This window comes from Enterobacter sp. EC_64 (genome assembly GCF_019584165.1).
Lineage (GTDB): Bacteria > Pseudomonadota > Gammaproteobacteria > Enterobacterales > Enterobacteriaceae > Enterobacter > Enterobacter roggenkampii.
In genome coordinates this window covers 67518-92986 of the sequence record NZ_VDAS01000004.1, presented here as the reverse complement: position 1 = coordinate 92986, position 25469 = coordinate 67518, and the positions used below count along the sequence as shown (strand labels likewise).

Sequence of the window (25469 nt, the reverse complement as noted above, 5' to 3'; positions counted from 1 at the left end):
ACAAAAAAAGGCTGGCAAGTGCGAAATGACTTACCAGCCTTGTTTTTATTGACGCTCTTTGCGCGAGGTCACTATTTTGCGGTTACAACCTGCATTCCGGACGGTTCATTCTGCAATGCGAGACTAAGTACTTCCTCAATTCGCTTAACAGGATGGATCTGCAGGTCGGCAATCACGTTGTCCGGAATCTCTTCCAGATCGCGTTTGTTTTCGTAAGGGATCAATACGGTTTTGATCCCACCACGATGCGCCGCCAGCAGTTTTTCTTTTAAGCCACCGATTGGCAGAACCTGACCGCGCAGGGTGATTTCACCGGTCATTGCCACATCAGCACGCACCGGGTTACCTGTCAGGCAAGAAACCAGAGCGGTACACATGGCAATACCCGCGCTTGGACCATCTTTCGGCGTCGCCCCTTCAGGTACGTGTACGTGGATGTCGCGTTTTTCGTAGAAATCCGGGTTGATACCCAGTTTCTCCGCGCGCGCGCGCACCACGGTCAGCGCCGCCTGAATGGACTCCTGCATCACTTCACCCAGCGAGCCGGTATAGGTCAGCTTGCCTTTACCCGGTACACAGGCGGTTTCGATGGTCAGCAGATCGCCGCCCACTTCCGTCCATGCCAGACCGGTCACCTGGCCAACGCGGTTTTCGTTGTCCGCGCGACCGTAGTCGAAGCGCTGAACGCCGAGATAAGCATGCAGGTTATCACCATTAATCGTGATGTGTTTCAGGCTCTTATCCAGCAGCAGCTGTTTCACCGCCTTACGGCACAGTTTAGAGATTTCACGCTCAAGGCTACGCACGCCCGCTTCACGAGTATAGTAGCGGATGATGCCAATAATCGCGCTGTCCTCGACGGTCAGCTCGTTGGCTTTCAGCGCGTTACGCTCAATCTGTTTCGGCAGCAGGTGCTGTTTCGCGATGTTCAGCTTCTCGTCTTCGGTATAGCCGGAGAGACGGATCACTTCCATACGGTCCAGCAGCGGCGCCGGAATGTTCATGGAGTTCGACGTCGCCACGAACATCACGTCGCTCAGGTCGTAGTCCACTTCCAGGTAGTGATCGCTGAACGCCACGTTCTGTTCTGGATCAAGCACTTCCAGCAGCGCAGACGCAGGGTCACCACGCATGTCCGACGACATTTTGTCGATCTCATCGAGCAGGAACAGCGGGTTTTTAACGCCCACTTTCGCCATCTTCTGGATCAGTTTACCCGGCATAGAACCGATGTAGGTACGGCGGTGACCGCGGATTTCCGCTTCATCGCGTACGCCGCCCAGCGCCATACGGATATACTTACGTCCGGTCGCTTTAGCGATGGACTGGCCCAGAGAGGTTTTACCCACCCCCGGCGGTCCTACCAGGCACAGAATTGGGCCTTTGATTTTGTTTACACGGCTTTGTACCGCGAGGTACTCAAGAATGCGGTCTTTCACGCGTTCCAGGCCATAATGGTCAGTATCCAGGATCTCCTGCGCCTGACGCAGGTCTTTTTTGACCTTGCTGCGGGCGTTCCACGGAACCTGTACCATCCACTCAATGTAGCCGCGCACCACTGTCGCTTCCGCCGACATCGGAGACATCATTTTCAGCTTCTGCAGTTCTGCTTCGGCTTTCTCTTTCGCCTCTTTCGGCATCTTCGCCGCGTCGATCTTACGCTTCAGCGCTTCGTTTTCGTCCGGCGCGTCGTCCATCTCGCCCAGCTCTTTCTGAATGGCCTTCATTTGCTCATTCAGATAGTACTCACGCTGAGATTTCTCCATCTGCTTTTTCACGCGGTTGCGAATACGCTTCTCAACCTGCAGCAGATCGATTTCGGACTCCATCATCGCCATCAGGTATTCCAGACGTTCGTTAACGTCGGACATTTCCAGCACGGACTGTTTGTCAGCCAGCTTCAGCGGCATATGGGCAGCGATGGTGTCCGCCAGACGTGCAGGATCGTCGATGCTGTTCAGCGACGTCAGCACTTCTGGTGGGATTTTCTTGTTCAGCTTGATATAGCCTTCAAACTGGCTAATCGCGGTGCGAACCAGCACTTCCTGTTCGCGCTCATCAAGTTCAGGCGAATCAAGGTACTCTGCCTTCGCAGAGAAGTGTTCGCCGTCGTCTGACAGAGTGGTAATACGCGCACGCTGCAGGCCTTCTACCAGCACCTTCACGGTGCCGTCAGGCAGCTTCAGCATCTGCAAAATAGAGGCCACGGTCCCGACGGTGAAAAGATCGTTTACACCCGGCTCATCCGTTGATGCTTCTTTCTGCGCCACCAGCATGATTTTTTTATCATGATCCATAGCGGCTTCGAGGCAACGGATAGATTTTTCCCGCCCTACAAATAAGGGTATGACCATGTGCGGATAAACCACCACATCGCGCAACGGCAATACGGGGATTTCAATGCGTTCAGAACGCTCAGGATTCATAGAGCTCTCTCTTAGTTAGTGTCCGCCAGGTAAGCTGGTCATGTCACTGTGCTTCACATAACCATTAACATGTATCCAGTATATGGGGATGTTTCCCACACATTCAACGCTATGAATACGGAAAAAGTAAAGGGGAGATAAAATCCCCCCTTTTTGATTAACTGCTTGTATGATTTGGTGAATTATTCGCCAGATGCCTGCTGGGCTTCCGGTTTGCCGTAAATCAGCAGCGGTTTGGTTTGACCGCTGATGACCGACTCGTCAATCACCACTTTCTCAACGTCTTCCATCGACGGCAGATCGTACATGGTGTCGAGCAGTGCCGCTTCAACGATAGAACGCAGGCCACGCGCACCGGTTTTGCGGCTCATTGCTTTTTTGGCAATCGCATCCAGCGCTTCGTCGCGGAATTCCAGATCAACCCCTTCCAGATTGAACAGCGCCTGATACTGCTTGGTCAGCGCATTTTTCGGCTCTTTCAGGATCTGGATCAGTGCCTCTTCACTCAGCTCATTCAGCGTAGCCACAACCGGCAGACGACCGATGAATTCAGGGATCAGACCGAATTTGATCAGATCTTCTGGTTCAACCTGTGCCAGGAGCTCGCCTTCGTTCGGTTTTTCGGATGTGGATTTCACCGTTGCGCCAAAACCAATGCCGGAGCCGGTTTCAACACGGTGGGAGATAACTTTATCCAGACCAGCAAAGGCACCGCCACAGATGAACAGGATCTTGGAGGTATCAACCTGCAGGAACTCCTGCTGCGGATGTTTACGACCACCCTGTGGCGGAACGGCGGCAACCGTACCTTCGATCAGCTTCAGCAGTGCCTGCTGTACGCCTTCACCCGATACGTCACGAGTGATGGACGGGTTGTCGGATTTACGGGAGATCTTGTCGATCTCATCGATGTAAACAATCCCGCGCTGGGCTTTCTGTACGTCGTAATCGCACTTCTGCAGCAGTTTCTGGATGATGTTTTCGACGTCCTCACCCACGTAACCGGCTTCGGTCAGGGTGGTGGCATCCGCCATGGTGAACGGAACATCAAGCAGACGCGCCAGGGTTTCAGCCAGCAGCGTTTTACCGGAACCGGTTGGGCCGATGAGCAGAATGTTACTTTTACCCAGTTCCACGCCATTGCTGGTATCGCCGTTACGCAGGCGTTTGTAGTGGTTATAGACCGCTACCGCCAGCACTTTCTTGGCCTGCTCCTGGCCGATGACGTAGTCGTCAAGGTGATGACGAATTTCATGCGGCGTTGGCAGCGCGCTGCGCTCACGGTGCGGTGCGACTTCTTTAATCTCTTCGCGAATGATGTCGTTACATAAATCGACGCATTCGTCGCAGATATACACGGACGGCCCGGCAATCAGTTTACGCACTTCATGCTGGCTTTTGCCGCAAAAAGAGCAGTACAGCAGTTTGCCCGAACCATCTTTGCGTTTATCTGTCATGAGTCCAAACCTCTTTTTAAGTTCTTTGTGCCGCACATGACGACGCAAATGCCATTCTAAGACGCAAGCTGCATTCAGCAGCGTGCCGCCCTACCTTAGTATAGCGGCACACTCGCGTCGCGGGCATCAATTACGATGGGTCAACACGGAGTCGACTAAGCCGTACTCAACTGCCTCTGAAGCAGAGAGGAAGCGATCGCGCTCGGTATCGCGCTCGATCTGCTCGAGAGATTGACCCGTATGCTGCGCCATAAGTTCATTCATGCGCGCTTTTACTTTCAGGATTTCGCGGGCGTGGATTTCGATATCCGTCGCCTGCCCCTGGTAACCGCCCAGCGGCTGGTGAATCATCACGCGGGAATTCGGCAAGCAGAATCGCTTACCCTTCGCCCCTGCGGTTAACAGGAACGCGCCCATAGATGCGGCCTGACCCATACAGATCGTGCTGACATCCGGTTTGATGAATTGCATGGTGTCATAAATGGACATCCCTGCGGTAATCACGCCACCCGGGGAGTTAATGTACAGGTAAATGTCTTTTTCCGGGTTTTCCGCTTCCAGAAACAGCATCTGCGCCACGATCAGGTTAGCCATGTGGTCTTCCACCTGGCCGGTCAGAAAGATAACGCGTTCCTTGAGCAGACGGGAATAGATATCAAAAGAACGCTCACCACGTGAGGTCTGTTCAATAACCATTGGCACCAGAGCCATATGGGGTGCAAAGTTATCTCGTTCGCCACTGTATGACATTTCCGTCTCCTGGATCAAAATTGAAAACACCTGCTGTACTGATTGTAACCTTACGGACGGATTATCAGCCAGTCTCATTCATCATGATTACGTACTTATGGGGTTCACAGTGCCCTATTTCAAGCATAACAACCTTTTGTTGTTACGCTAACACCGAAAGGGCGTTTTAGCACTCTTCCTGGGCTCTGGCTGCGATAAAAAAAACCCGCTGCCGCAAGGCAACGGGTTTTCTGTTCAAACTTTAAACCGTTGGGGCGAAATTACGCCTGCTGGTTCATCAGTTCGTTGAAAGAGGTCGCTTTTTCGGTCACTTTCGCTTTCGCCAGTACCGCTTCAACCGCCTGCTCTTCCAGGGCAACGTTGCGCATGTTGTCCATCAGCTCTTTGTTCTTACCGTAGAACTCGATCACTTCTGATGGATCTTCGTATGCAGAAGCCATCTCTTCGATCAGGCCTTTCACACGCTCTTCGTCAGCTTTCAGCTCGTGGGTACGAATCACTTCGCCCAGCAGCAGGCCAACCACAACGCGGCGTTTTGCCTGCTCTTCGAACAGCTCGCGTGGCAGTTCCATCGCTTGCTGCTGGTTGCCACCGAAACGCTGTGCAGCCTGACGGCGCAGAACGTCGATTTCGCTGTCGATCAGTGCAGCAGGAACGTCGATTTCGTTGGCTTTCACCAGGCCTTCGATCGCCTGAGACTTCACGCGGTTACGCACAGCACCGTTCAGCTCGCGCTCCATGTTTTTACGCACTTCGGTACGCAGGCCAGCAACAGAACCGTCTTCCACGCCGAAACGTTTGATGAACTCTTCAGTCAGTTCTGGCAGTTCGCGCTCTTCCACTTTCTTCAGGTTGATGACGAACTTCGCTGCTTTACCTTTCAGGTTTTCAGCGTGGTACTCTTCCGGGAAGGTCACGTCGATGGTGAACTCTTCGCCAGCCTTGTGGCCTTTGATACCGTCTTCGAAGCCTGGGATCATACGACCCTGGCCCATTGCCAGTACGAAGTCAGACGCTTTGCCGCCTTCGAACTCTTCGCCGTCTACAGAACCGGTGAAGTCGATGGTTACGCGGTCTTCCGCGTCAACAGCGCCTTCTTTCTCTTTCCAGTTCGCCTGCTGCTTACGCAGGGTGTCCAGCATGCCGTCAACGTCTTCGTCAGTCACGGAGACAATCGGTTTTTCAACTTCGATAGATTCCAGACCTTTCAGCTCAACTTCCGGATACACTTCAAACTCTACGGAGTAGGTGAAGTCTTCGCCCAGTTTGTATTCGCCTGGAACGTAGTTTGGCGCACCGGCCGGATTGATTTTTTCTTTGATGATCGCATCGATAAAGTTGCGGCTCATCAGTTCACCCAGCACATCCTGACGCACGGAAGCGCCATAACGCTGAGCAACAACATTCATTGGTACTTTGCCCTTACGGAAGCCGTCAATACGTACTTTTTTTGCTACGTTGACCAGCTCGCTTTTCACAGCAGTTTCGATGCTGTCAGCAGCGATAGTAATCGTTACACGGCGGCCAAGGCCTTGAGTGGTTTCAACTGAAACTTGCATCTTGTTACCTCAAAAAAATCACAGTGCTCGGTCAACTCTGAATCTGTCTGTTATACCGGGATGCTCTCTTAGTGCAGATTCACATTCCCTGTCGCCAGAATCATCCCGAAGACATTCAATAAGACGCGGCATTATAGCGGCATCACTTAGGTGAGTCGAGAACGGTTGGGGCATGTTGCTGCGGCTTTTTTCACACTTTAAGGCTATTTTTAGCCTTAAAATCGCACCATCCGCTCAAAACTCAGACAAAACAAAACGGCCCGAAGGCCGTTTTGAGGAAATCTGTAAGCAACATACTGGAAAAGCTCCAGCCGTTGCAAATCCGATTTATCAGGCAATAGTGCCTGCACCGCGACAGGGCGGCGATGCGAAAACCGTATCCTGCAAGCCTTCCCATTCCTTAATGGTGTAGGTATGCAGTGCCAGCGCATGCACGGTCGTGGAGAGCTCTTCCGTCAAGGTGCTGTAGATCAAGCGATGTCGGTTCAGGAAACGTTCTCCCGTGAAGCGATCGCTAACCAGAACCACTTTAAAGTGGCTTTCAGAACCTGCCGGTACGTTATGACGATAGCTTTCGTCGACGACTTCGAGGAACACAGGGTTGAACGCTGCCCTTAATTTATCTTCTATATGCTCACGTATCATCATGAAATTACTCCTCCGACAACGCCAGGATGTCACCCATCCCTTTAAATATTAGCCGCTTTTACCGTTTCCATTACACATTGACAACAAATATTTAGCTTTCGTCCGATTTTCTCATTCAAACGAATGAAGTTAACTGTGAGGCTCATACCTTTTATCATCCGTGAAAGGAGAAAATGAGTGAGATGGTCAGTTTTCAGACAAGACGATGAATTTACATGCGTTGACCACTTCCCCTGACCGTTGGCGATGTTATGATGGCGGCAATTTTTCTCTCTATTATGCTTACGATTCGTGAGAACTTAAAAATGTTAAAAAAACTCTTCTTTCCATTGGTAGCCCTTTTTATGCTGGCAGGCTGTGCTACCCCGCCTACCACCATTGATGTCTCACCAAAAATCACCCTGCCTCAGCAGGACCCAAGCCTGATGGGCGTCACCGTGAGCATTAACGGTGCCGATCAGCGTCAGGATCAGGCGCTGGCAAAAGTGACCCGCGATAACCAGCAGGTGACGCTCACCGCGTCCCGTGACCTGCGCTTCCTGCTGCAGGAAGTGCTGGAGAAACAAATGACCGCTCGCGGCTATATGATCGGCCCAAGCGGTGCGGTTGATCTGCAGATCATCGTTAACAACCTGTACGCTGACGTGTCACAGGGCAACGTGCGCTACAACATCGCCACCAAAGCGGATATCGCCATCATTGCCACCGCGAAGAATGGCAACAAGATGACCAAAAACTACCGCGCGAGCTACTCTGTGGAAGGTGCGTTCCAGGCATCCAACCAGAACATTGCTAACGCCGTTAACAGCGTGCTGACCGATACCATCGCCGATATGGCGCAGGACACCAGCATCCACGACTTTATCAAGCAGAACGCACGTTAATCCTGCTCACTGACCCGGTGTAGCACCGGGTCAGTCTTATAAGAACATGTCCAGCCATTACTTACGCATTTTCCAGCAACCGAAATCAGCGATTCTGCTGATCCTCGGCTTTGCCTCGGGTTTACCCCTCGCGCTCACCTCCGGCACGCTTCAGGCGTGGATGACGGTCGAGAACATCGATCTCAAAACCATTGGTTTCTTCTCGCTTGTCGGTCAGGCCTATGTCTTCAAGTTCCTGTGGTCGCCGGTGATGGATCGCTATACGCCGCCGTTCCTCGGGCGTCGCCGCGGCTGGCTGGTGATGACGCAGGTCTTGCTGCTGCTGGCCATCGCGGCGATGGGGTTTCTTGAGCCCACCACGCAGCTGCGCTGGATGGCCGCGCTTGCGGTGGTGATTGCCTTCTGTTCCGCCTCTCAGGATATCGTGTTCGACGCCTGGAAGACGGACGTGTTACCAGCGGAAGAACGCGGTGCCGGTGCGGCCATCAGCGTGCTGGGCTATCGCCTCGGGATGCTGGTCTCTGGCGGGCTGGCGCTGTGGCTGGCCGACCGTTACCTCGGCTGGCAGGGCATGTACTGGCTGATGGCCGCCCTGCTTATCCCCTGCATTATCGCCACGCTCTTTGCCCCCGAACCGAGCGACGTTATTCCGGTTCCCCGCTCGCTGGAGCAGGCCGTGGCGGAACCGCTGCGCGACTTCTTTGGCCGCAACAACGCCTGGCTGATCCTGCTGCTGATCGTCCTTTATAAGCTTGGCGACGCCTTTGCCATGAGCCTGACCACCACCTTCCTGATCCGCGGTGTCGGTTTTGATGCCGGTGAAGTGGGGGTAGTGAATAAAACGCTGGGGCTGTTTGCGACCATTGTCGGGGCACTTTACGGTGGCGTGCTGATGCAGCGCCTGACGCTGTTCCGCGCGCTGCTGATCTTCGGCATTCTTCAGGGCGCCTCTAACGCGGGCTACTGGCTGCTGTCGATTACCGACAAACATATGATCAGCATGGCCGCTGCGGTGTTCTTCGAAAATCTCTGCGGCGGTATGGGGACAGCAGCCTTTGTCGCCCTGCTGATGACCCTGTGCAACAAGTCATTTTCCGCCACGCAGTTCGCGCTGCTCTCGGCGCTCTCTGCCGTTGGCCGCGTTTACGTAGGTCCGATTGCCGGCTGGTTTGTGGAAGCCCACGGTTGGCCAACGTTTTATCTTTTCTCCGTCGTGGCTGCCGTGCCGGGGATTTTATTGTTGCTGGTCTGTCGCCAGACGCTGGAATATACCCAGCGGACCGAACACTTTATGCCACGAACTGAATATCACCGCGCCTACCGTTTTGCGTTACGTCTGTTAATGATGGGCTGCGTTGCGCTGGCACTCTGGCTTATCGTGCTCATTATTAATGCCAGCACACCACTGGCGCTCCCGTTTGAGGCCCTTCTGCTGGACGCCGGAGCCCTGCTGGCCATCGTTGGGATCCTGACGGGCGGTCTGCTCGATTTCATGGCGTTGCGTAAAACGCAGCTGACCTGAAGAAAAATGCGAAAGGTTATTTCCCGTTGTAATCACCAACCGAAATTATAACGGTGAAATAGCCACCATCGACTAAAAAAAATATTTGTTGTTTTGTGCGGGATAGGATTTGGAAATTATTGGCTCTGGTTCCAAAACGCTATTTTTCATTAAACGATTCAGCATGCGATAGTTTGATTTTTCGTTTTTTAGATGTCTTTTTATTGATAATTAATTGTTAATTTTTTGTTTATTTTTAACAATGGTTATACCAATTGTCCCTTTTAGGGTATGCTTGGGGGTCCTTTCGTTATAAAGCCCATCTCATGCGGCTTCGGTCATAAAAACCGACATAATTTGCAACACTTGTGACACGTGCGGCAGAACCCGGTAACACCTTCCTGACACAGGCCTAATGATGTTTACAGTAATGTAACCTTCCCGTAAAATGCCCGCACACTTTAAACGCCACCAGACTCCCGTGGAATTGAGGTCGTTAAATGAGACTCAGGAAATACAATAAAAGTTTGGGATGGTTGTCATTATTCGCAGGCACTGTATTACTCAGTGGCTGTGATTCTGCACTACTAGACCCCAAAGGACAGATTGGACTGGAACAACGTTCACTGATATTGACGGCTTTTGGCCTGATGTTGATTGTGGTTATTCCAGCCATTTTGATGGCTGTTGGTTTCGCCTGGAAGTATCGTGCGAGCAATAAAGATGCGAAGTATAGCCCGAACTGGTCACACTCCAACAAAGTGGAAGCTGTGGTCTGGACGGTACCTATCCTGATCATCCTGTTCCTTGCCGTACTGACCTGGAAAACCACTCACGCACTTGAGCCAAGCAAGCCGCTGGTTCACGATGAAAAACCGATTACCATTGAAGTGGTCTCCATGGACTGGAAATGGTTCTTCATCTATCCAGAGCAGGGCATTGCTACCGTGAATGAAATCGCCTTCCCGGCGAACACTCCGGTTCAGTTCAAAGTGACCTCCAACTCCGTAATGAACTCCTTCTTCATCCCGCGTCTGGGTAGCCAGATTTACGCGATGGCCGGTATGCAGACTAACCTGCATCTGATCGCGAATGAAGCAGGCACCTACGATGGTATCTCCGCCAGCTATAGCGGCCCGGGCTTCTCAGGTATGAAGTTCAAAGCTATTGCAACGCCAGACCGTGCCGCTTTCGACCAGTGGGTTGAAAAAGCGAAACAGTCTCCAAACACCATGTCTGACATGGCGGCGTTCGAAAAAGTGGCTGCACCTAGCGAATACAACAAGGTGGAGTACTTCTCTAACGTGAAGCCTGATTTGTTCAAAGACGTTATTGGCAAATTTATGGATCACGGCAAGAGCATGGACATGACCCAGCCAGAAGGCGAGCACAGCGCGCACGAAGGTATGGAAGGCATGGACATGAGCCACGCGGAAACCGCTCACTAAGGGGCCGAGGAAGAAAATGTTCGGAAAATTGACACTGGATGCAGTGCCCTACCATGAACCGATTATCATGGTTACGGTGGCTGCAATTATCATCGGTGGCGCGGCCTTAGTTGGCCTGATCACTTACTTCGGTAAGTGGAGCTACCTGTGGAATGAGTGGCTGACTTCGGTTGACCACAAAAAACTCGGTATCATGTACTGCATCGTCGGTATCGTCATGTTAATTCGTGGCTTTGCGGATGCGATCATGATGCGTAGCCAGCAGGCGCTCGCGTCTGCGGGTGAAGCCGGCTTCCTGCCACCGCACCACTACGATCAGATCTTTACCGCCCACGGCGTTATCATGATCTTCTTCGTGGCGATGCCGCTGGTTATCGGTCTGATGAACGTGGTCGTTCCGCTGCAAATCGGCGCGCGCGACGTTGCGTTCCCGTTCCTGAACAACCTGAGCTTCTGGTTCACCGTTGTCGGCGTTATTCTGGTTAACCTGTCACTGGGTGTGGGCGAATTCGCGCAGACCGGCTGGCTGGCTTACCCACCGCTGTCAGGAATTGAGTACAGCCCGGGCGTTGGCGTCGACTACTGGATTTGGGCACTTCAGCTCTCCGGTGTCGGTACGACCCTGACCGGTATCAACTTCTTCGTGACCATTATCAAGATGCGTGCCCCTGGCATGACCATGTTCAAGATGCCGGTATTTACCTGGGCATCTCTGTGCGCCAACATCCTGATTATTGCGTCCTTCCCAATTCTGACTGTTACCATCGCGCTGCTGACCCTGGACCGCTACCTGGGCACCCATTTCTTCACGAACGATATGGGTGGCAACATGATGATGTACATCAACCTGATTTGGGCATGGGGTCACCCGGAAGTTTACATCCTGGTTCTGCCTGTATTCGGTGTGTTCTCCGAAATCGCGGCAACCTTCTCGCGTAAACGTCTGTTTGGTTACACCTCTCTGGTGTGGGCAACCGTGTGTATTACCGTTCTGTCGTTCATCGTTTGGCTGCACCACTTCTTCACCATGGGTGCGGGCGCGAACGTAAACGCCTTCTTCGGTATTACCACCATGATTATCGCCATCCCGACCGGGGTGAAGATCTTCAACTGGCTGTTCACCATGTATCAGGGCCGTATCGTGTTCCACTCAGCAATGCTGTGGACCATCGGCTTCATCGTGACCTTCTCCGTAGGTGGGATGACCGGCGTACTGCTGGCGGTACCGGGTGCTGACTTCGTTCTGCACAACAGTCTGTTCCTGATTGCGCACTTCCATAACGTTATCATCGGTGGCGTGGTCTTCGGCTGCTTCGCTGGCGTAACCTACTGGTGGCCAAAAGCGTTCGGCTTCACGCTGAATGAAAAATGGGGTAAACGCGCGTTCTGGTTCTGGATCATCGGCTTCTTCGTCGCCTTTATGCCGCTGTATGTGCTGGGCTTCATGGGTATGACCCGTCGTCTGAGCCAGCAGATTGATCCGCAGTTCCACCCAATGCTGATGATTGCAGCGGGCGGTGCCGTGCTGATTGCCTGTGGTATCGCGTCTCAGCTGATTCAGTTCTACGTGTCTATTCGCGACCGCGACCAGAACCGTGACCTGACCGGTGACCCATGGGGTGGCCGTACGCTGGAGTGGGCGACCTCTTCTCCACCGCCTTTCTATAACTTTGCCATCGTGCCTCAGGTTCATGAACGTGACGCATTCTGGGAAATGAAAGAAAAAGGTGAAGCGTACAAGCAACCTGCTCATTACGAAGAGATCCATATGCCGAAAAACAGCGGTGCGGGCATTGTCATTGCCGCCTTCGCAACGGTATTTGGTTTCGCAATGATCTGGCACATCTGGTGGATGGCGATTGTTGGCTTTGCTGGCATCGTAATCAGCTGGATTGTGAAGAGCTTTGACGAGGACGTGGACTACTACGTACCAGTCCGTGAAGTTGAAAAGCTGGAAAATCAGCATTTCGACGAGATTTCTAAAGCGGGGCTGAAAAATGGCAACTGATACTCTGGCGCACTCAACTGCCCACGCGCATGAACATGCGCACCACGATACAGGACCGACCAAAGTCTTCGGTTTCTGGATCTACCTGATGAGCGACTGCATTCTGTTCTGCTGTCTGTTCGCGACCTATGCCGTTCTGGTGAACGGCACAGCGGGCGGCCCGACCGGCAAGGACATCTTTGAACTGCCGTTCGTTCTGGTTGAAACCGCACTGCTGTTATTCAGCTCCATCACCTACGGCATGGCGGCTATCGCCATGTACAAAAACAACAAGAGCCAGGTTGTCTCCTGGCTGGCGTTGACCTGGCTGTTTGGTGCTGGATTTATCGGGATGGAAATCTATGAATTCCATCACCTGATCATGGAAGGCTTCGGCCCGGATCGCAGTGGCTTCCTGTCCGCGTTCTTCGCGCTGGTTGGCACCCACGGTCTGCACGTGACCTCCGGTCTGATCTGGATGGCAGTACTGATGTTCCAGATCTCCCGTCGCGGCCTGACCAGTACTAACCGTACCCGTATCCTGTGCCTGAGCCTGTTCTGGCACTTCCTGGACGTGGTGTGGATCTGTGTGTTCTCTGTTGTCTATCTGATGGGGGCGATGTAATGAGTCATTCTAACGATCATGGCGCTTCCCACGGCAGCGTAAAAACCTACATGACAGGTTTCATCCTGTCGATCATCCTGACGGTGATCCCGTTCTGGATGGTGATGAGCGGTTCTGCGTCTAAGCCGGTTATCCTGGGAGCAATCCTGGTGACCGCGGTGATTCAGATTCTGGTGCATCTGGTTTGCTTCCTGCACATGAACACCAAGTCCGATGAAGGCTGGAACATGACCGCCTTTATCTTTACCGTGATTATCATCGCTATCCTGGTAGTCGGTTCCATCTGGATTATGTGGAACCTCAACTACAACATGATGGTTCACTAAGAGCGGCGAGTATGTTTAAGCAATACCTGCAAGTAACGAAACCAGGCATCATCTTTGGCAACCTGATCTCCGTGATCGGAGGGTTCCTGCTGGCCTCTAAGGGCAGCATTGATTACGCCCTCTTTATCTACACGCTGGTCGGTGTGTCACTGGTTGTTGCGTCCGGTTGTGTATTTAACAACTACATCGACATGGATATCGACAAGAAGATGGAAAGGACCAAAAATCGGGTGCTGGTGAAAGGCCTGATCGCCCCTTCCGTCTCGCTGGTGTACGCCACCTTGCTGGGTATTGCTGGCTTTATGCTGCTGTGGTTTGGTGCTAACCCGCTGGCCTGCTGGCTGGGGGTGATGGGGTTCGTGGTGTATGTGGGCATCTATAGCCTGTATATGAAACGTCACTCCGTCTACGGCACGCTGATTGGTTCTCTCTCCGGCGCTGCGCCGCCGGTGATTGGCTACTGCGCGGTCACGAACGAGTTCGACAGCGGTGCGCTGATCCTGCTGGCTATCTTTAGCCTGTGGCAGATGCCGCACTCCTATGCCATCGCGATTTTCCGCTTTAAGGATTATCAGGCAGCGAACATCCCGGTTCTGCCGGTCGTGAAGGGCATCTCCGTTGCCAAGAACCACATCACGCTGTACATCATCGCCTTTGCCGTGGCAACGCTGATGCTCTCTCTGGGTGGTTACGCCGGATACAAATATCTGGCGGTAGCGGCTGCGGTGAGCGTCTGGTGGCTCGGCATGGCGCTGCGCGGTTACAAAGTGGAAGATGACAAAGTCTGGGCGCGCAAGCTGTTTGTGTTCTCGATTGTGGCCATCACCTCGCTGTCCGTGATGATGTCCGTGGATTTCATGGTGCCAGATTCACATAACCTGCTGACTTACGTCTGGTAAGCCACAACAGGTGAATAAAGGGGTGCTTCGGCACCCTTTTTTATTCATAAAATCCATTAATAACGCATGTAATATTTGTTAAATAACCCTTTATTTACCCCGCCCCTTCCCCGCACTACACTATGGCCTGCTTTTGAACTGAGGTGGTAATGAACGATTATAAAATGACGCCAGGCGAGCTACGCGCGACCTGGGGCTTAGGGACTGTCTTCTCGCTACGGATGCTTGGCATGTTTATGGTCCTGCCTGTTCTGACCACATACGGTATGGCGCTGCAGGGGGCCAGCGAGGCGCTGATTGGCCTCGCCATTGGCATTTATGGTCTGGCGCAGGCGGTGTTCCAGATCCCGTTTGGCCTGCTCTCTGACCGGGTGGGCCGCAAACCGCTGATTGTCGGCGGGCTGCTGGTCTTTGTGCTCGGAAGCGTCATTGCCGCCCTCTCCCACTCCATCTGGGGGATTATTCTTGGCCGCGCCCTGCAGGGCTCCGGCGCGATTGCCGCCGCGGTGATGGCGCTGCTGTCAGACTTAACCCGCGAGCAGAACCGCACCAAAGCCATGGCCTTTATCGGCGTCAGCTTTGGCGTGACGTTTGCGATTGCGATGGTGCTGGGCCCGATAATCACCCATGCGCTCGGCCTGCACGCCCTGTTCTGGATGATTGCCGTGCTGGCGACCCTCGGCATTGCCTTAACCCTGTGGGTGGTGCCGGACAGCAAAAACCACGTCCTCAACCGTGAGTCGGGGATGGTTAAAGGCTGCTTCAGCAAGGTGATTGTCGAGCCGCGCCTGCTTAAGCTGAATTTTGGCATTATGTGCCTGCACATCCTGCTGATGTCGACCTTTGTCGCCCTTCCCGGCCAGCTTGCCGCAGCGGGTTTCCCGGCGGCTGAGCACTGGAAAATCTATCTGGTCACGATGTTGATTTCGTTTGTCTCCGTCGTGCCGTTCATCATCTACGCCGAAGTGAAGCGCAAAATGAAGCGCGTCTTCGTGGGCTGCGTGTCAGTCCTGCTGATTGCCGAGATCGTGCTCTGGGGTGCCGGCCCGCACTTCTGGGAGCTGATTGCCGGCGTGCAGCTGTTCTTCCTGGCATTTAACCTGATGGAAGCCCTGCTGCCGTCGCTGATCAGCAAAGAGTCCCCCGCCGGTTACAAAGGCACGGCGATGGGCATTTACTCCACCAGCCAGTTCCTCGGCGTGGCGATCGGCGGCTCGCTTGGCGGCTGGGTGGACGGACTCTTTGATTCACAAACCGTGTTTCTCGCGGGCGCGCTGCTGGCAACAGTCTGGCTGCTGGTTGCCGGCACCATGAAAGAGGCGCGCTACGTGAGCAGCCTGCGCGTAGAAATCCCGGATGATGTGGAGATTAGCGACGCGCTGAAACAGCGTCTGGAAGCAAAAGAAGGGGTCACGGAGGTGCTGATTGTTCCCGAAGAGCGCAGCGCTTATGTCAAAATTGACAGCAAGGTGACCAACCGCTTTGAGGTCGAGCAGGCGCTTAAAGCGTGAAAAAAAGCCCGGGTAAACCGGGCTTTTTATATTAGTCGCGGAAGTTTTTAAACTGGAACGGTTGCCCCAGGTCGCCGCCGCGCACCAGCGCCATCACGGACTGCAGGTCGTCGCGGGATTTACCGGTGACGCGAATTTCTTCACCCTGGATCTGCGCCTGCACCTTCAGCTTGCTGTCTTTGATGAGCTTCACGATCTTCTTCTGCACCGCGCTCTCGATGCCCTGCTTCAGCTTCGCTTCAACGAACCACGTTTTGCCGCTGTGGACGAACTCTTCCGGCACGTCCAGAGACGTCCCTTCGATGCCGCGCTTTAACAGCTTGGCGCGCAGAATGTCGAGCAGCTGATTTACCTGGAAATCAGACTCGCTCAGCACCTTAATGGTCTTATTTGCGTCGTTCAGCTCAAACGACGCCTCAACGCCACGAAAATCGAAACGTGACTCAACTTCGCGGGTTGCGTTCTCAACGCCGTTGCGAACTTCCTGGATATCAACTTCGGAAACAATATCGAAAGATGGCATCTTTTCTTCTCCCTTCACTTTTGTTGCGTTGCATAATACCCGCTACGAGGCATAACTCAACAGAAGCTTAGCTGTATAATTAAGCTGTAACACCTGGCGCAGTTGCAGGTGAGGAGGAACAATGAAAATTACGGTGCTCGGATGCGGAGCGCTTGGTCAGCTGTGGCTGACCGCACTGTGCAAGCACGGACATGAGGTTCAGGGCTGGCTGCGCGTGCCCCAGCCTTATTGCAGTGTAAACCTGATTGGTGAAGACGGAAGCATCTTTAACGAATCCCTCACCGCGAACGATCCTGATTTCCTGGCGCAAAGCGACCTTTTACTGGTGACGCTTAAAGCCTGGCAGGTCTCAGACGCGGTAAAAACGCTGGCCGCGCAGCTCCCCCCCACTTCGCCCATACTGCTGCTGCATAACGGCATGGGGACCCTGGATGAGCTGAAAAGCGTTCCGCAGCCCCTGCTGATGGCCACGACCACCCACGCTGCGCGCCGCGACGGCAACATCATCGTGCATGTCGCCAGCGGCGTGACGCACATCGGGCCTGCCAGAACGCAGGATGGGGACTACAGCTATCTTGCCGATGTGCTGCAGAAGGTGCTCCCGGACGTGGCCTGGCATAACCACATTCGCCCTCAACTCTGGCGCAAGCTGGCCGTCAACTGTGTGATCAACCCGCTGACGGCGCTGTGGAACTGCCCGAACGGTGAACTGAAAAACCATCCGCAGGAGGTGGCGTCCCTCTGTGCAGAAGTCGCGGCGGTCGTTGAGCGGGAAGGGCTGCATACCTCGGCAGACGATTTACGCTGTTATGTCGAGCAGGTTATTGAGAGTACAGCTGAGAACATCTCCTCGATGCTGCAGGATGTTCGGGCATTACGCCACACGGAGATCGACTACATCACCGGCTATCTGCTAAAACGCGCCCGCGCGCACGGCATCGCGGTGCCGGAAAACGCCCGTCTGTATGACCTGGTTAAACGTAAGGAGAGTGAATATGAGCGCGTCGGCACTGATCTGCCTCGCCCCTGGTAGCGAAGAGATGGAAGCGGTCACCACCATTGATCTGATGGTGCGCGGCGGCATTAAGGTCACCACCGCCAGCGTCGCCAGCGACGGTAATCTGGCAATCACCTGTTCACGCGGGGTGAAAATCCTTGCAGATGCACCGTTGGTACAGGTGGCTGACGGAGATTACGACATCATCGTGCTGCCCGGTGGGCTGAAGGGCGCGGAATGTTTTCGTGACAGCCCGCTGCTGGTTGAGACCGTGCGTCAGTTCCATTTATCCGGCCGCATCGTCGCCGCCATTTGTGCCGCCGCCGGAACGGTTTTGGTTCCACACGATATCTTCCCCATTGGCAACATGACCGGCTTCCCGGGGCTGAAAGACACCATTCCGGAAGATCAATGGGTGGACAAGCGCGTCGTCTGGGATCCCCGCGTCAACCTGCTGACCAGCCAGGGCCCGGGCACCGCGATTGATTTTGGCTTAAAGATTATCGACCTGCTGGTCGGGCGCGAGAAGGCGTACGAAGTGGCGTCATCGCTGGTGATGCCAGCAGGGATTTATAATTACTATGAAGAGTAGTGCATAAAAAAAGCCGGGTGGCGGCTACGCCTTACCCGGCCTACAAATGCACGGTACCGTAGGCCCGGTAAGCGAAGCGCCACCGGGCGAGAAACTACGGACGATACACCTTCACATTGGCAAAGCCCTGCTCGCGCAGATACAGCGCCTGCAGGCGACTCATCACCCCGCGCTCACACCACAGCAGGTACGTTTTGCTCTGGTCGAGGTCGCCAAACTTCGTGCTCAGCTTGTAGAACGGCAGAGAAACCACTTCGACGCCGTCAACCTGCAGCGGCTTGTCATCCTGCTCGTCAATGGAGCGGATATCCAGAATCGCGTCGTTGGCGCCGAAACCGCTCACGGTCTCCACTTCTACCACTTCCTGCTCGGTCTGCTGGGCGATCTCGCGGATATCAATGTTGGACGCTTCTTCCACCACTTTATCCAGAATGCTGAAATCGAAGTTCTCTTCTTCCGCTTCGATCTTCGCCTTCACCGCTTTGACGGTCGGGCTTTTTGAGATCACGCCGCAGTATTCCGGCATGGTGCGGGCAAAATCTTCGGTACCGATTTCGCGCGCCAGATCGATGATGTGCTCTTTATCATGGGAGATCAGCGGACGCAGGATCAGGGTATCAGACACGTTGTCGATCAGGCGCAGGTTGGTCAGCGTCTGGCTGGAGACCTGCCCCAGCGCTTCACCGGTGACCAGCGCCTGCACGCCGTAGCGTTCAGCCACTTTGGATGCCGCACGCACCATCATACGCTTGAGGACAACGCCCATCTGACCGTCGTCCACTTTCTCCAGAATCTCGCCGACCACCGGTTCGAAATTGATTGCCACGAAACGCACGCGGTGAGAGCTGCCGAAGCGGTTCCACAGGTAATGCGCCACCTGACGAACGCCGATTTCGTGCGCCGCGCCGCCCAGGTTGAAGAAGCAGTAGTGTACGCGGCAGCCGCGGCGCATCAGCATATAGCTGGAGACGCCGGAGTCGAAGCCGCCGGAGATCAGGGACAGAACATCCTCCTGAGTCCCGATCGGGAAGCCGCCGATACCTTCATAGCGGCCTTTCACCAACAGCAGGCGATCGTTTTCGATCTCAAGATTAACGGTCACGTCCGGGTTGGTCAGACGCACGCGCGCCGACTCAACGTGTTGGTTTAAACCGCCGCCAACGTAACGTTCCACTTCAATGGAGCTGAATTCGTGCTTACCGCGACGCTTCACGCGCACGCAAAAGGTTTTGCCTTCGATCTGGTCGCGGTACTGAACCAGCGCTTTCTCGAAGATGTCGTGCATATCGCTGAACGGGACATCTTCCACTTCCAGAATATGGTGGATCCCTGGAATACGGGTCAGCGCGTCGCGAATATCCTGACGTTTGTTTTCGTCTTTCGCACGGACCTCAACGTGGTCCCAGTGGCGCACCACGGCGAGGGTTTCGTCGTAGTGCTTTAAAACGTTACGAATGTTCCCGGTGAGAATTTTAATAAAGCGCAAACGCACAGATTGGCTTTTGATGGTGATTTCAGGGAACAATTTAATGATAAACTTCATGGCGGCAATGTTTCTTAGGCAAGCGTATTAAGGCTTGTAATGGAAAAGAGTACAGCAGCCCACACCCGTGGCTGCATCCAGGCGCGCAAGTATACCACCATCGCGCCGCTCCTGTGCACATTGCGCGTTATTTGATAATTGCCCTGAGTCCGTTACCATGTCGGGGCTGAGAATATAAGAGTCAATTCACTATGCCGAAGAAGAACGACGCACCGGCCAGTTTCGAAACTGCGCTGAGTGAACTGGAGCAAATCGTTACCCGTCTTGAGAGCGGCGATCTCCCGCTGGAAGAGGCGCTCAACGAATTCGAGCGCGGCGTGCAGCTGGCGCGCCAGGGGCAGGTCAAACTGCAGCAGGCCGAGCAGCGCGTGCAGATCCTGCTTTCCGACAGCGAAGACGCGAAAACCACGCCTTTCACACCGGACGCCGAGTAAATGGATTTTGCCAACGAGCTTCAGGCGCGCGTTGTGCGCGCCAACGACGCCCTGCGCCGATTTATTGCGCCACAGCCTTTTCAGAACACTCCTCTGGTTGAAGCCATGCACTATGGCGCACTCTTGGGTGGAAAGCGCCTGCGCCCGTTCCTGGTGTACGCCACCGGCAACATGTTTGGTATCAGCGATAACACGCTGGACGCCCCGGCAGCCGCCGTTGAGTGCATCCATGCCTACTCGCTGATCCACGACGATCTCCCGGCGATGGACGACGACGATTTGCGTCGGGGTCAACCCACCTGCCACATCAAGTTTGGCGAGGCGAATGCCATTCTGGCGGGTGATGCCCTGCAGACGCTGGCGTTCTCGATTCTGAGCGACGCGCCAATGGCCGAAGTGGCTGACCGTGACCGTCTGGCTATGATTTCCGAACTGGCCATGGCCAGCGGCGTGGCCGGCATGTGCGGCGGTCAGGCGCTGGATCTTGAAGCGGAAGGACGTCAGGTTAATCTGGAACAGCTGGAGCGTATTCATCGCCATAAAACCGGGGCATTGATTCGTTCCGCCGTTCGCCTGGGCGCGCTGAGCGCGGGTGAGCAAGGGCGCAAAGCCCTGCCGATTCTGGACAGATACGCAGAAAGTATCGGTCTGGCATTCCAGGTTCAGGATGACATTCTGGATGTGGTGGGCGATACTGCAACATTGGGTAAACGTCAGGGTGCGGACCAGCAGCTTGGCAAAAGTACCTACCCCGCCCTGCTGGGTCTTGAGCAAGCCCAACGTAAAGCCCGGGATCTGATTGACGATGCCCGCCAGTCACTGAATGAACTGGCTGCGCAATCGCTGGATACCTCGGCACTGGAAGCGCTAGCGGACTATATAATCCAGCGTAATAAATAAACTATATATCTCGATGAGCCTTTGATGAGTTTTGATATTGCCAAATACCCGACACTGGCGTTAGTTGACTCCACCCAGGAGTTACGTCTGTTGCCGAAAGAGAGCCTGCCGAAGCTGTGCGACGAGCTGCGTCGCTACCTGCTCGACAGCGTAAGCCGCTCCAGCGGCCATTTCGCCTCCGGGCTTGGCACGGTAGAGCTGACCGTGGCGCTGCACTACGTCTATAACACGCCGTTCGATCAGCTCATCTGGGACGTGGGCCACCAGGCCTATCCGCACAAAATTCTGACCGGACGTCGCGATAAAATTGGCACTATTCGTCAGAAAGGTGGCCTGCATCCGTTCCCGTGGCGCGGTGAGAGCGAGTATGACGTGCTGAGCGTCGGCCATTCCTCCACCTCCATTTCTGCGGGCATCGGTATTGCCGTCGCCGCCGAGAAAGAGAACAAGCAGCGCCGCACCGTCTGCGTGATTGGCGACGGTGCCATCACCGCGGGTATGGCCTTCGAAGCCATGAACCATGCGGGCGACATCAAGCCGGACATGCTGGTTATCCTCAACGATAACGAAATGTCGATCTCCGAGAATGTTGGCGCGCTGAACAACCATCTGGCACAGCTGCTCTCCGGCAAGCTTTACTCCTCGCTGCGTGAAGGCGGTAAAAAAGTCTTCTCCGGCGTACCGCCGATCAAAGAGCTGCTTAAGCGTACCGAAGAGCACATCAAAGGCATGGTCGTGCCGGGCACCCTGTTTGAGGAGCTGGGCTTTAACTATATTGGCCCGGTTGACGGTCACGACGTACTGGGGCTGGTCACCACGCTCAAGAACATGCGCGACCTGAAAGGCCCGCAGTTCCTGCACATCATGACCAAAAAAGGGCGTGGCTACGAGCCGGCGGAAAAAGATCCGATTACCTTCCACGCGGTACCGAAATTTGACCCGTCCAGCGGCTGTCTGCCGAAAAGCAGCGGCGGCATGCCGAGCTATTCAAAAATCTTCGGCGACTGGCTGTGCGAAACCGCCGCAAAAGACAACAAGCTGATGGCGATCACCCCGGCCATGCGCGAAGGCTCCGGCATGGTAGAGTTCTCTAAAAAATACCCTGACCAGTATTTCGACGTGGCCATTGCCGAGCAGCACGCGGTGACATTTGCAGCAGGCCTGGCGATCGGCGGCTACAAACCGGTTGTCGCTATCTATTCCACCTTCCTGCAGCGCGCCTACGATCAGGTGATCCACGACGTGGCGATCCAGAAGCTGCCGGTGCTGTTTGCCATTGACCGTGCGGGCATCGTCGGTGCCGACGGCCAGACGCACCAGGGCGCGTTTGACCTGTCGTTCCTGCGCTGCATTCCGGATATGGTGATCATGACGCCAAGCGACGAGAACGAATGTCGTCAGATGCTGTTTACCGGCTACCACTATCAGGATGGCCCAAGCGCTGTTCGCTATCCGCGCGGCAATGCGGTGGGCGTTGAGCTGCAGCCGCTGGAGAAGCTGGCGATCGGTAAAGGTCTGGTTAAACGTCGCGGTGAGAAAGTGGCGATCCTGAACTTCGGCACGCTGATGCCAGAGGCGGCGAAAGTAGCTGAAACGCTGAATGCCACCCTCGTGGATATGCGCTTTGTGAAGCCGCTCGACGAATCCCTGATCCTGAGTATGGCGGAGGCGCACGACGTGCTGGTCACGCTGGAAGAGAACGCGATTATGGGCGGTGCGGGCAGCGGCGTGAACGAGGTGCTGATGGCAAACCGTAAAGCCGTTCCGGTGCTGAACCTCGGCCTGCCGGACTATTTCATCCCGCAAGGTACCCAGGACGAAGCCCGCGCGGCGATTGGCCTGGACGCTGCCGGTATCGAAGCTAAAATCCGCGCCTGGCTGGACTGATCCCTCCCCCCTTTCCGCTCCTGCTATGCTTAAACGTATTGTTTAAACAGCAGGAGCGGAACCATGCAATACACAACATTAGGAAAAACGGACCTTAAGGTTTCCCGACTTTGTCTGGGATGCATGACCTTTGGCGAGCCCGATCGGGGGAACCACGCCTGGACGCTGCCGGAAGAGAGCAGCCGTCCGATCATCAAACGCGCCATCGAGGGCGGCATTAACTTCTTTGACACCGCCAACAGCTACTCCGACGGCAGCAGCGAGGAGATTGTCGGCCGCGCCCTGCGCGATTTTGCCCGTCGGGATGACATCGTCGTTGCCACCAAGGTGTACTACCCGGTGGGCGACCTGCCGCAGGGCCTTTCTCGCGCGCAGATCCTGCGTTCCATTGACGACAGCCTCAGGCGCCTGAACATGGATTACGTCGACCTGCTGCAAATTCACCGCTGGGATTACAACACGCCGATCGAGGAGACGCTTGAGGCGCTCAATGACGTCGTCAAAGCCGGTAAAGCACGCTACATCGGCGCATCGTCGATGCACGCGTCGCAGTTCGCTCAGGCGCTGGATCTGCAGGCGCAGCACGGCTGGGCGCGCTTTGTCACCATGCAGGATCACTACAATCTGATCTATCGTGAAGAAGAGCGTGAGATGTTGCCGCTGTGCCATCAGGAGGGCGTGGCGGTCATCCCCTGGAGCCCGCTGGCGCGCGGACGTCTGACCCGTCCGTGGGGGGAAACGACGGCCCGGCTGGTATCCGATGAGGTGGGGAAAAATCTGTACGGCGGAACAGAGGCCAGCGATGCACTGATTGCCGAACGCCTGGCCGGCATTGCCGACGATACCGGCGCAACCCGCGCCCAGGTAGCGCTGGCATGGCTGCTGGGTAAACGCGGCGTCGCGGCTCCCATTATCGGCACGTCCCGGGAAGAGCAGTTGGACGAACTGTTAAACGCGGTGGATATCACGCTGACGCCCGAACAGGTTGCCGAGCTGGAGACGCCGTATCAGCAGCATCCGGTGGTGGGGTTTAAATAAGCCCCTCTTTTGTAGGCCGGGTAAGGCGGAGCCGCCACCCGGCAATACAGAGCGTACAACATCACGCGAAGTGATCGTACCCTTTCCAGTCCAGCGTAACCGGCGCACCGTCTTTCACAAACTTCAGCCCTTCACTCTCCGGCATGATCTGCCCGATACAGGTGAATTTCGCGCCAAGATGCGCTAACGCCACGTCGAGCGTTCCGCGGTTCAGCTCCGGAACGGTAAAGCACAGCTCATAATCTTCGCCACCGGACAGCGCCCAGCGCAGTGCCTGTTCAGGTTCAACATGACGAAGCAGTTCCTCTGACAGCGGGAACAGATCCAGGTCAACGCGCGCGCCGACACCGCTGGCCTTCAGAATATGGCCAAGATCTGAGATCAGCCCGTCAGAGAGATCGATAGCCGAGCTTGCCCGCTCGCGCAGCGCCTGACCGTGCAGAATACGCGGCGTCGGGCGCAGATGGCGTTTCACCAGATACGCCGCATCGTCAGCGTTCTTCACGGTTAAGCGATCCTGAAGAATCGCCAGGCCCGCAGCGCTGTCGCCCGGTGTACCGGTCACGTAGATCCAGTCGCCGGGTTTTGCACCCGAACGCTTCAGCGCGCGACCAAGCGGTACATAGCCATGGATCGCCAGCGTCATCGACAGCGGCCCGGCAGTGGTATCACCGCCAATCAGCTGCATATCGTAGTAGTTAAGCTGCTCAAACAGCGCATCGCTGAATGCTTCAAGCCAGGCTTCGTCTACCTCAGGCAGCGTCAGCGCCAGGGTTAACCACGCGGGATCGGCCCCCATCGCCGCCAGATCGCTGACGTTAACCGCCAGCGCCTTATACGCCAGATCGGCAGGATCGATATCCGGTAAAAAATGACGTCCGCACACTAAGGTGTCGGTGCTGATTGCCAGCGTCTGTTTTTCGGGAATATTGAGAAGTGCACAGTCATCGCCGATGCCGGTTTCAACATCAAGACGAGAGGTTCTGACACGGTCGAAATAACGGGCAATCAGGGAAAATTCGCCGCATGCCATACGTTATGCCTCAGCAAATAAAAGAAAAAACCGGAGCCGCACTGCCCGTCAGGCAATGCAGAACTCCGGTTTGCGGATCACTTTTTGTGGGGACGGATCGCAGGTGCTGCTTTATCAAGTACGCCGTTTACAAACTTGTGGCTGTCTTCAGCGCCGAAGGTTTTCGCCAGTTCGATCGCTTCGTTGATGGCCACTTTGTACGGCACATCATCACGTTTAGACAGCTCAAACAGCGCAATGCGCAACACTGCTTTTTCTACCTGACCCAGCTCTTCGAGCAGACGGGACAGGTAAGGTTTCATCAGACCATCGAGATACGCGCTATTAGTCGCCACTCCCGACAGCAGTTCACGGAAGTACAGAACGTCAACGTCTTTCACGTCCTGTTCTGACAGGAACTGGTATTCAACATCAGCGATGTCGTTCTGGGACAACTGCCAGGAGTAAAGTGCCTGGACGGCACATTCACGGGCGCGGCGACGAGCAGCAGGTTTCACGGAA

At 54.9% G+C, this 25469-nt stretch carries 23 protein-coding genes; 14 read left to right on the top strand and 9 right to left on the bottom strand.

Annotated elements, in window-relative coordinates; genetic code table 11:
* Positions 1–71: 71 nt before the first annotated feature.
* The 5 genes from lon to bolA form a co-directional block, all read right to left on the bottom strand.
* The gene (gene lon, locus FHC52_RS04575; protein WP_008503315.1) at positions 72–2426 is read right to left on the bottom strand and encodes an endopeptidase La; all 2355 of its coding nucleotides are present in this window, start codon (positions 2424–2426) and stop codon (positions 72–74) included.
* Between the two features lie 182 nt (positions 2427–2608).
* A complete protein-coding gene (gene clpX, locus FHC52_RS04570; RefSeq protein WP_008503316.1) occupies positions 2609–3883 on the bottom strand; it encodes an ATP-dependent protease ATP-binding subunit ClpX in 1275 nt (424 codons plus the stop codon).
* Positions 3884–4009: 126 nt separating this feature from the next.
* Complete coding sequence (gene clpP, locus FHC52_RS04565) at positions 4010–4633, bottom strand: ATP-dependent Clp endopeptidase proteolytic subunit ClpP (protein WP_020885210.1); 624 nt, start codon at positions 4631–4633, stop codon at positions 4010–4012.
* Positions 4634–4893: 260 nt separating this feature from the next.
* The gene (gene tig, locus FHC52_RS04560) at positions 4894–6192 is read right to left on the bottom strand and encodes a trigger factor (RefSeq protein ID WP_008503318.1); all 1299 of its coding nucleotides are present in this window, start codon (positions 6190–6192) and stop codon (positions 4894–4896) included.
* A gap of 330 nt (positions 6193–6522) precedes the next feature.
* Positions 6523–6840, bottom strand: a complete 318-nt coding sequence (bolA, locus tag FHC52_RS04555; protein WP_021241655.1) for a transcriptional regulator BolA — start codon at positions 6838–6840, stop codon at positions 6523–6525.
* Between the two features lie 305 nt (positions 6841–7145).
* Between bolA and FHC52_RS04550 the strand changes: the two genes are divergently transcribed.
* From FHC52_RS04550 to FHC52_RS04515, 8 genes are all read left to right on the top strand, one after another.
* Positions 7146–7724, top strand: coding sequence for a lipoprotein (locus tag FHC52_RS04550; RefSeq protein WP_023310568.1), 579 nt, complete (start codon positions 7146–7148; stop codon positions 7722–7724).
* Positions 7725–7770: 46 nt separating this feature from the next.
* The gene (ampG, locus tag FHC52_RS04545) at positions 7771–9246 is read left to right on the top strand and encodes a muropeptide MFS transporter AmpG (RefSeq protein WP_023343488.1); all 1476 of its coding nucleotides are present in this window, start codon (positions 7771–7773) and stop codon (positions 9244–9246) included.
* Between the two features lie 479 nt (positions 9247–9725).
* Complete coding sequence (gene cyoA, locus FHC52_RS04540) at positions 9726–10673, top strand: cytochrome o ubiquinol oxidase subunit II (RefSeq protein ID WP_008503322.1); 948 nt, start codon at positions 9726–9728, stop codon at positions 10671–10673.
* A gap of 16 nt (positions 10674–10689) precedes the next feature.
* Positions 10690–12681, top strand: a complete 1992-nt coding sequence (cyoB, locus tag FHC52_RS04535; RefSeq protein WP_023326790.1) for a cytochrome o ubiquinol oxidase subunit I — start codon at positions 10690–10692, stop codon at positions 12679–12681.
* Entirely contained in the window at positions 12671–13285 is a 615-nt protein-coding gene (locus FHC52_RS04530) for a cytochrome o ubiquinol oxidase subunit III (protein WP_008503324.1), read from the top strand. The genes cyoB and FHC52_RS04530 overlap by 11 nt, the downstream gene beginning before the upstream one ends.
* On the top strand, positions 13285–13611 hold the full coding sequence (locus tag FHC52_RS04525; RefSeq protein ID WP_006176899.1) for a cytochrome o ubiquinol oxidase subunit IV: 327 nt from the start codon (positions 13285–13287) through the stop codon (positions 13609–13611). The genes FHC52_RS04530 and FHC52_RS04525 overlap by 1 nt, the downstream gene beginning before the upstream one ends.
* A gap of 11 nt (positions 13612–13622) precedes the next feature.
* Positions 13623–14510, top strand: coding sequence for a heme o synthase (gene cyoE, locus FHC52_RS04520; RefSeq protein ID WP_008503325.1), 888 nt, complete (start codon positions 13623–13625; stop codon positions 14508–14510).
* A 149-nt stretch (positions 14511–14659) separates the two neighbouring features.
* Positions 14660–16021, top strand: a complete 1362-nt coding sequence (locus FHC52_RS04515; RefSeq protein WP_126288728.1) for an MFS transporter — start codon at positions 14660–14662, stop codon at positions 16019–16021.
* Between the two features lie 31 nt (positions 16022–16052).
* Here FHC52_RS04515 and FHC52_RS04510 read toward each other — a convergent pair whose 3' ends face one another.
* Positions 16053–16544 carry a YajQ family cyclic di-GMP-binding protein gene (locus FHC52_RS04510; protein WP_008503327.1) on the bottom strand — a complete coding sequence of 164 codons (492 nt, stop codon included), beginning with the start codon at positions 16542–16544 and terminating at the stop codon, positions 16053–16055.
* 121 nt (positions 16545–16665) lie between these two features.
* Between FHC52_RS04510 and panE the strand changes: the two genes are divergently transcribed.
* Positions 16666–17577: a 2-dehydropantoate 2-reductase gene (panE, locus tag FHC52_RS04505; RefSeq protein ID WP_008503328.1), complete on the top strand. Its 912-nt coding sequence runs from the start codon at positions 16666–16668 to the stop codon at positions 17575–17577.
* Positions 17540–18133, top strand: coding sequence for a protein deglycase YajL (yajL, locus tag FHC52_RS04500; protein WP_008503329.1), 594 nt, complete (start codon positions 17540–17542; stop codon positions 18131–18133). The genes panE and yajL overlap by 38 nt, the downstream gene beginning before the upstream one ends.
* Positions 18134–18227: 94 nt before the next feature.
* Here yajL and thiI read toward each other — a convergent pair whose 3' ends face one another.
* Complete coding sequence (thiI, locus tag FHC52_RS04495) at positions 18228–19676, bottom strand: tRNA uracil 4-sulfurtransferase ThiI (RefSeq protein ID WP_104949264.1); 1449 nt, start codon at positions 19674–19676, stop codon at positions 18228–18230.
* 191 nt (positions 19677–19867) lie between these two features.
* Between thiI and xseB the strand changes: the two genes are divergently transcribed.
* From xseB to FHC52_RS04475, 4 genes are all read left to right on the top strand, one after another.
* Positions 19868–20110 carry an exodeoxyribonuclease VII small subunit gene (xseB, locus tag FHC52_RS04490; protein ID WP_008503331.1) on the top strand — a complete coding sequence of 81 codons (243 nt, stop codon included), beginning with the start codon at positions 19868–19870 and terminating at the stop codon, positions 20108–20110.
* Positions 20111–21010, top strand: coding sequence for a (2E,6E)-farnesyl diphosphate synthase (gene ispA / locus FHC52_RS04485; RefSeq protein ID WP_029741669.1), 900 nt, complete (start codon positions 20111–20113; stop codon positions 21008–21010).
* Positions 21011–21034: 24 nt separating this feature from the next.
* Complete coding sequence (gene dxs, locus FHC52_RS04480; RefSeq protein WP_008503333.1) at positions 21035–22897, top strand: 1-deoxy-D-xylulose-5-phosphate synthase; 1863 nt, start codon at positions 21035–21037, stop codon at positions 22895–22897.
* Between the two features lie 63 nt (positions 22898–22960).
* Positions 22961–23935, top strand: a complete 975-nt coding sequence (locus FHC52_RS04475; RefSeq protein WP_023293167.1) for an aldo/keto reductase — start codon at positions 22961–22963, stop codon at positions 23933–23935.
* 61 nt (positions 23936–23996) lie between these two features.
* On the opposite strand, the gene thiL is transcribed toward FHC52_RS04475, so the two are convergent.
* Positions 23997–24968 carry a thiamine-phosphate kinase gene (gene thiL / locus FHC52_RS04470; RefSeq protein WP_021241664.1) on the bottom strand — a complete coding sequence of 324 codons (972 nt, stop codon included), beginning with the start codon at positions 24966–24968 and terminating at the stop codon, positions 23997–23999.
* 77 nt (positions 24969–25045) lie between these two features.
* Complete coding sequence (nusB, locus tag FHC52_RS04465; protein ID WP_006809908.1) at positions 25046–25465, bottom strand: transcription antitermination factor NusB; 420 nt, start codon at positions 25463–25465, stop codon at positions 25046–25048.
* Positions 25466–25469 lie beyond the last annotated feature (4 nt).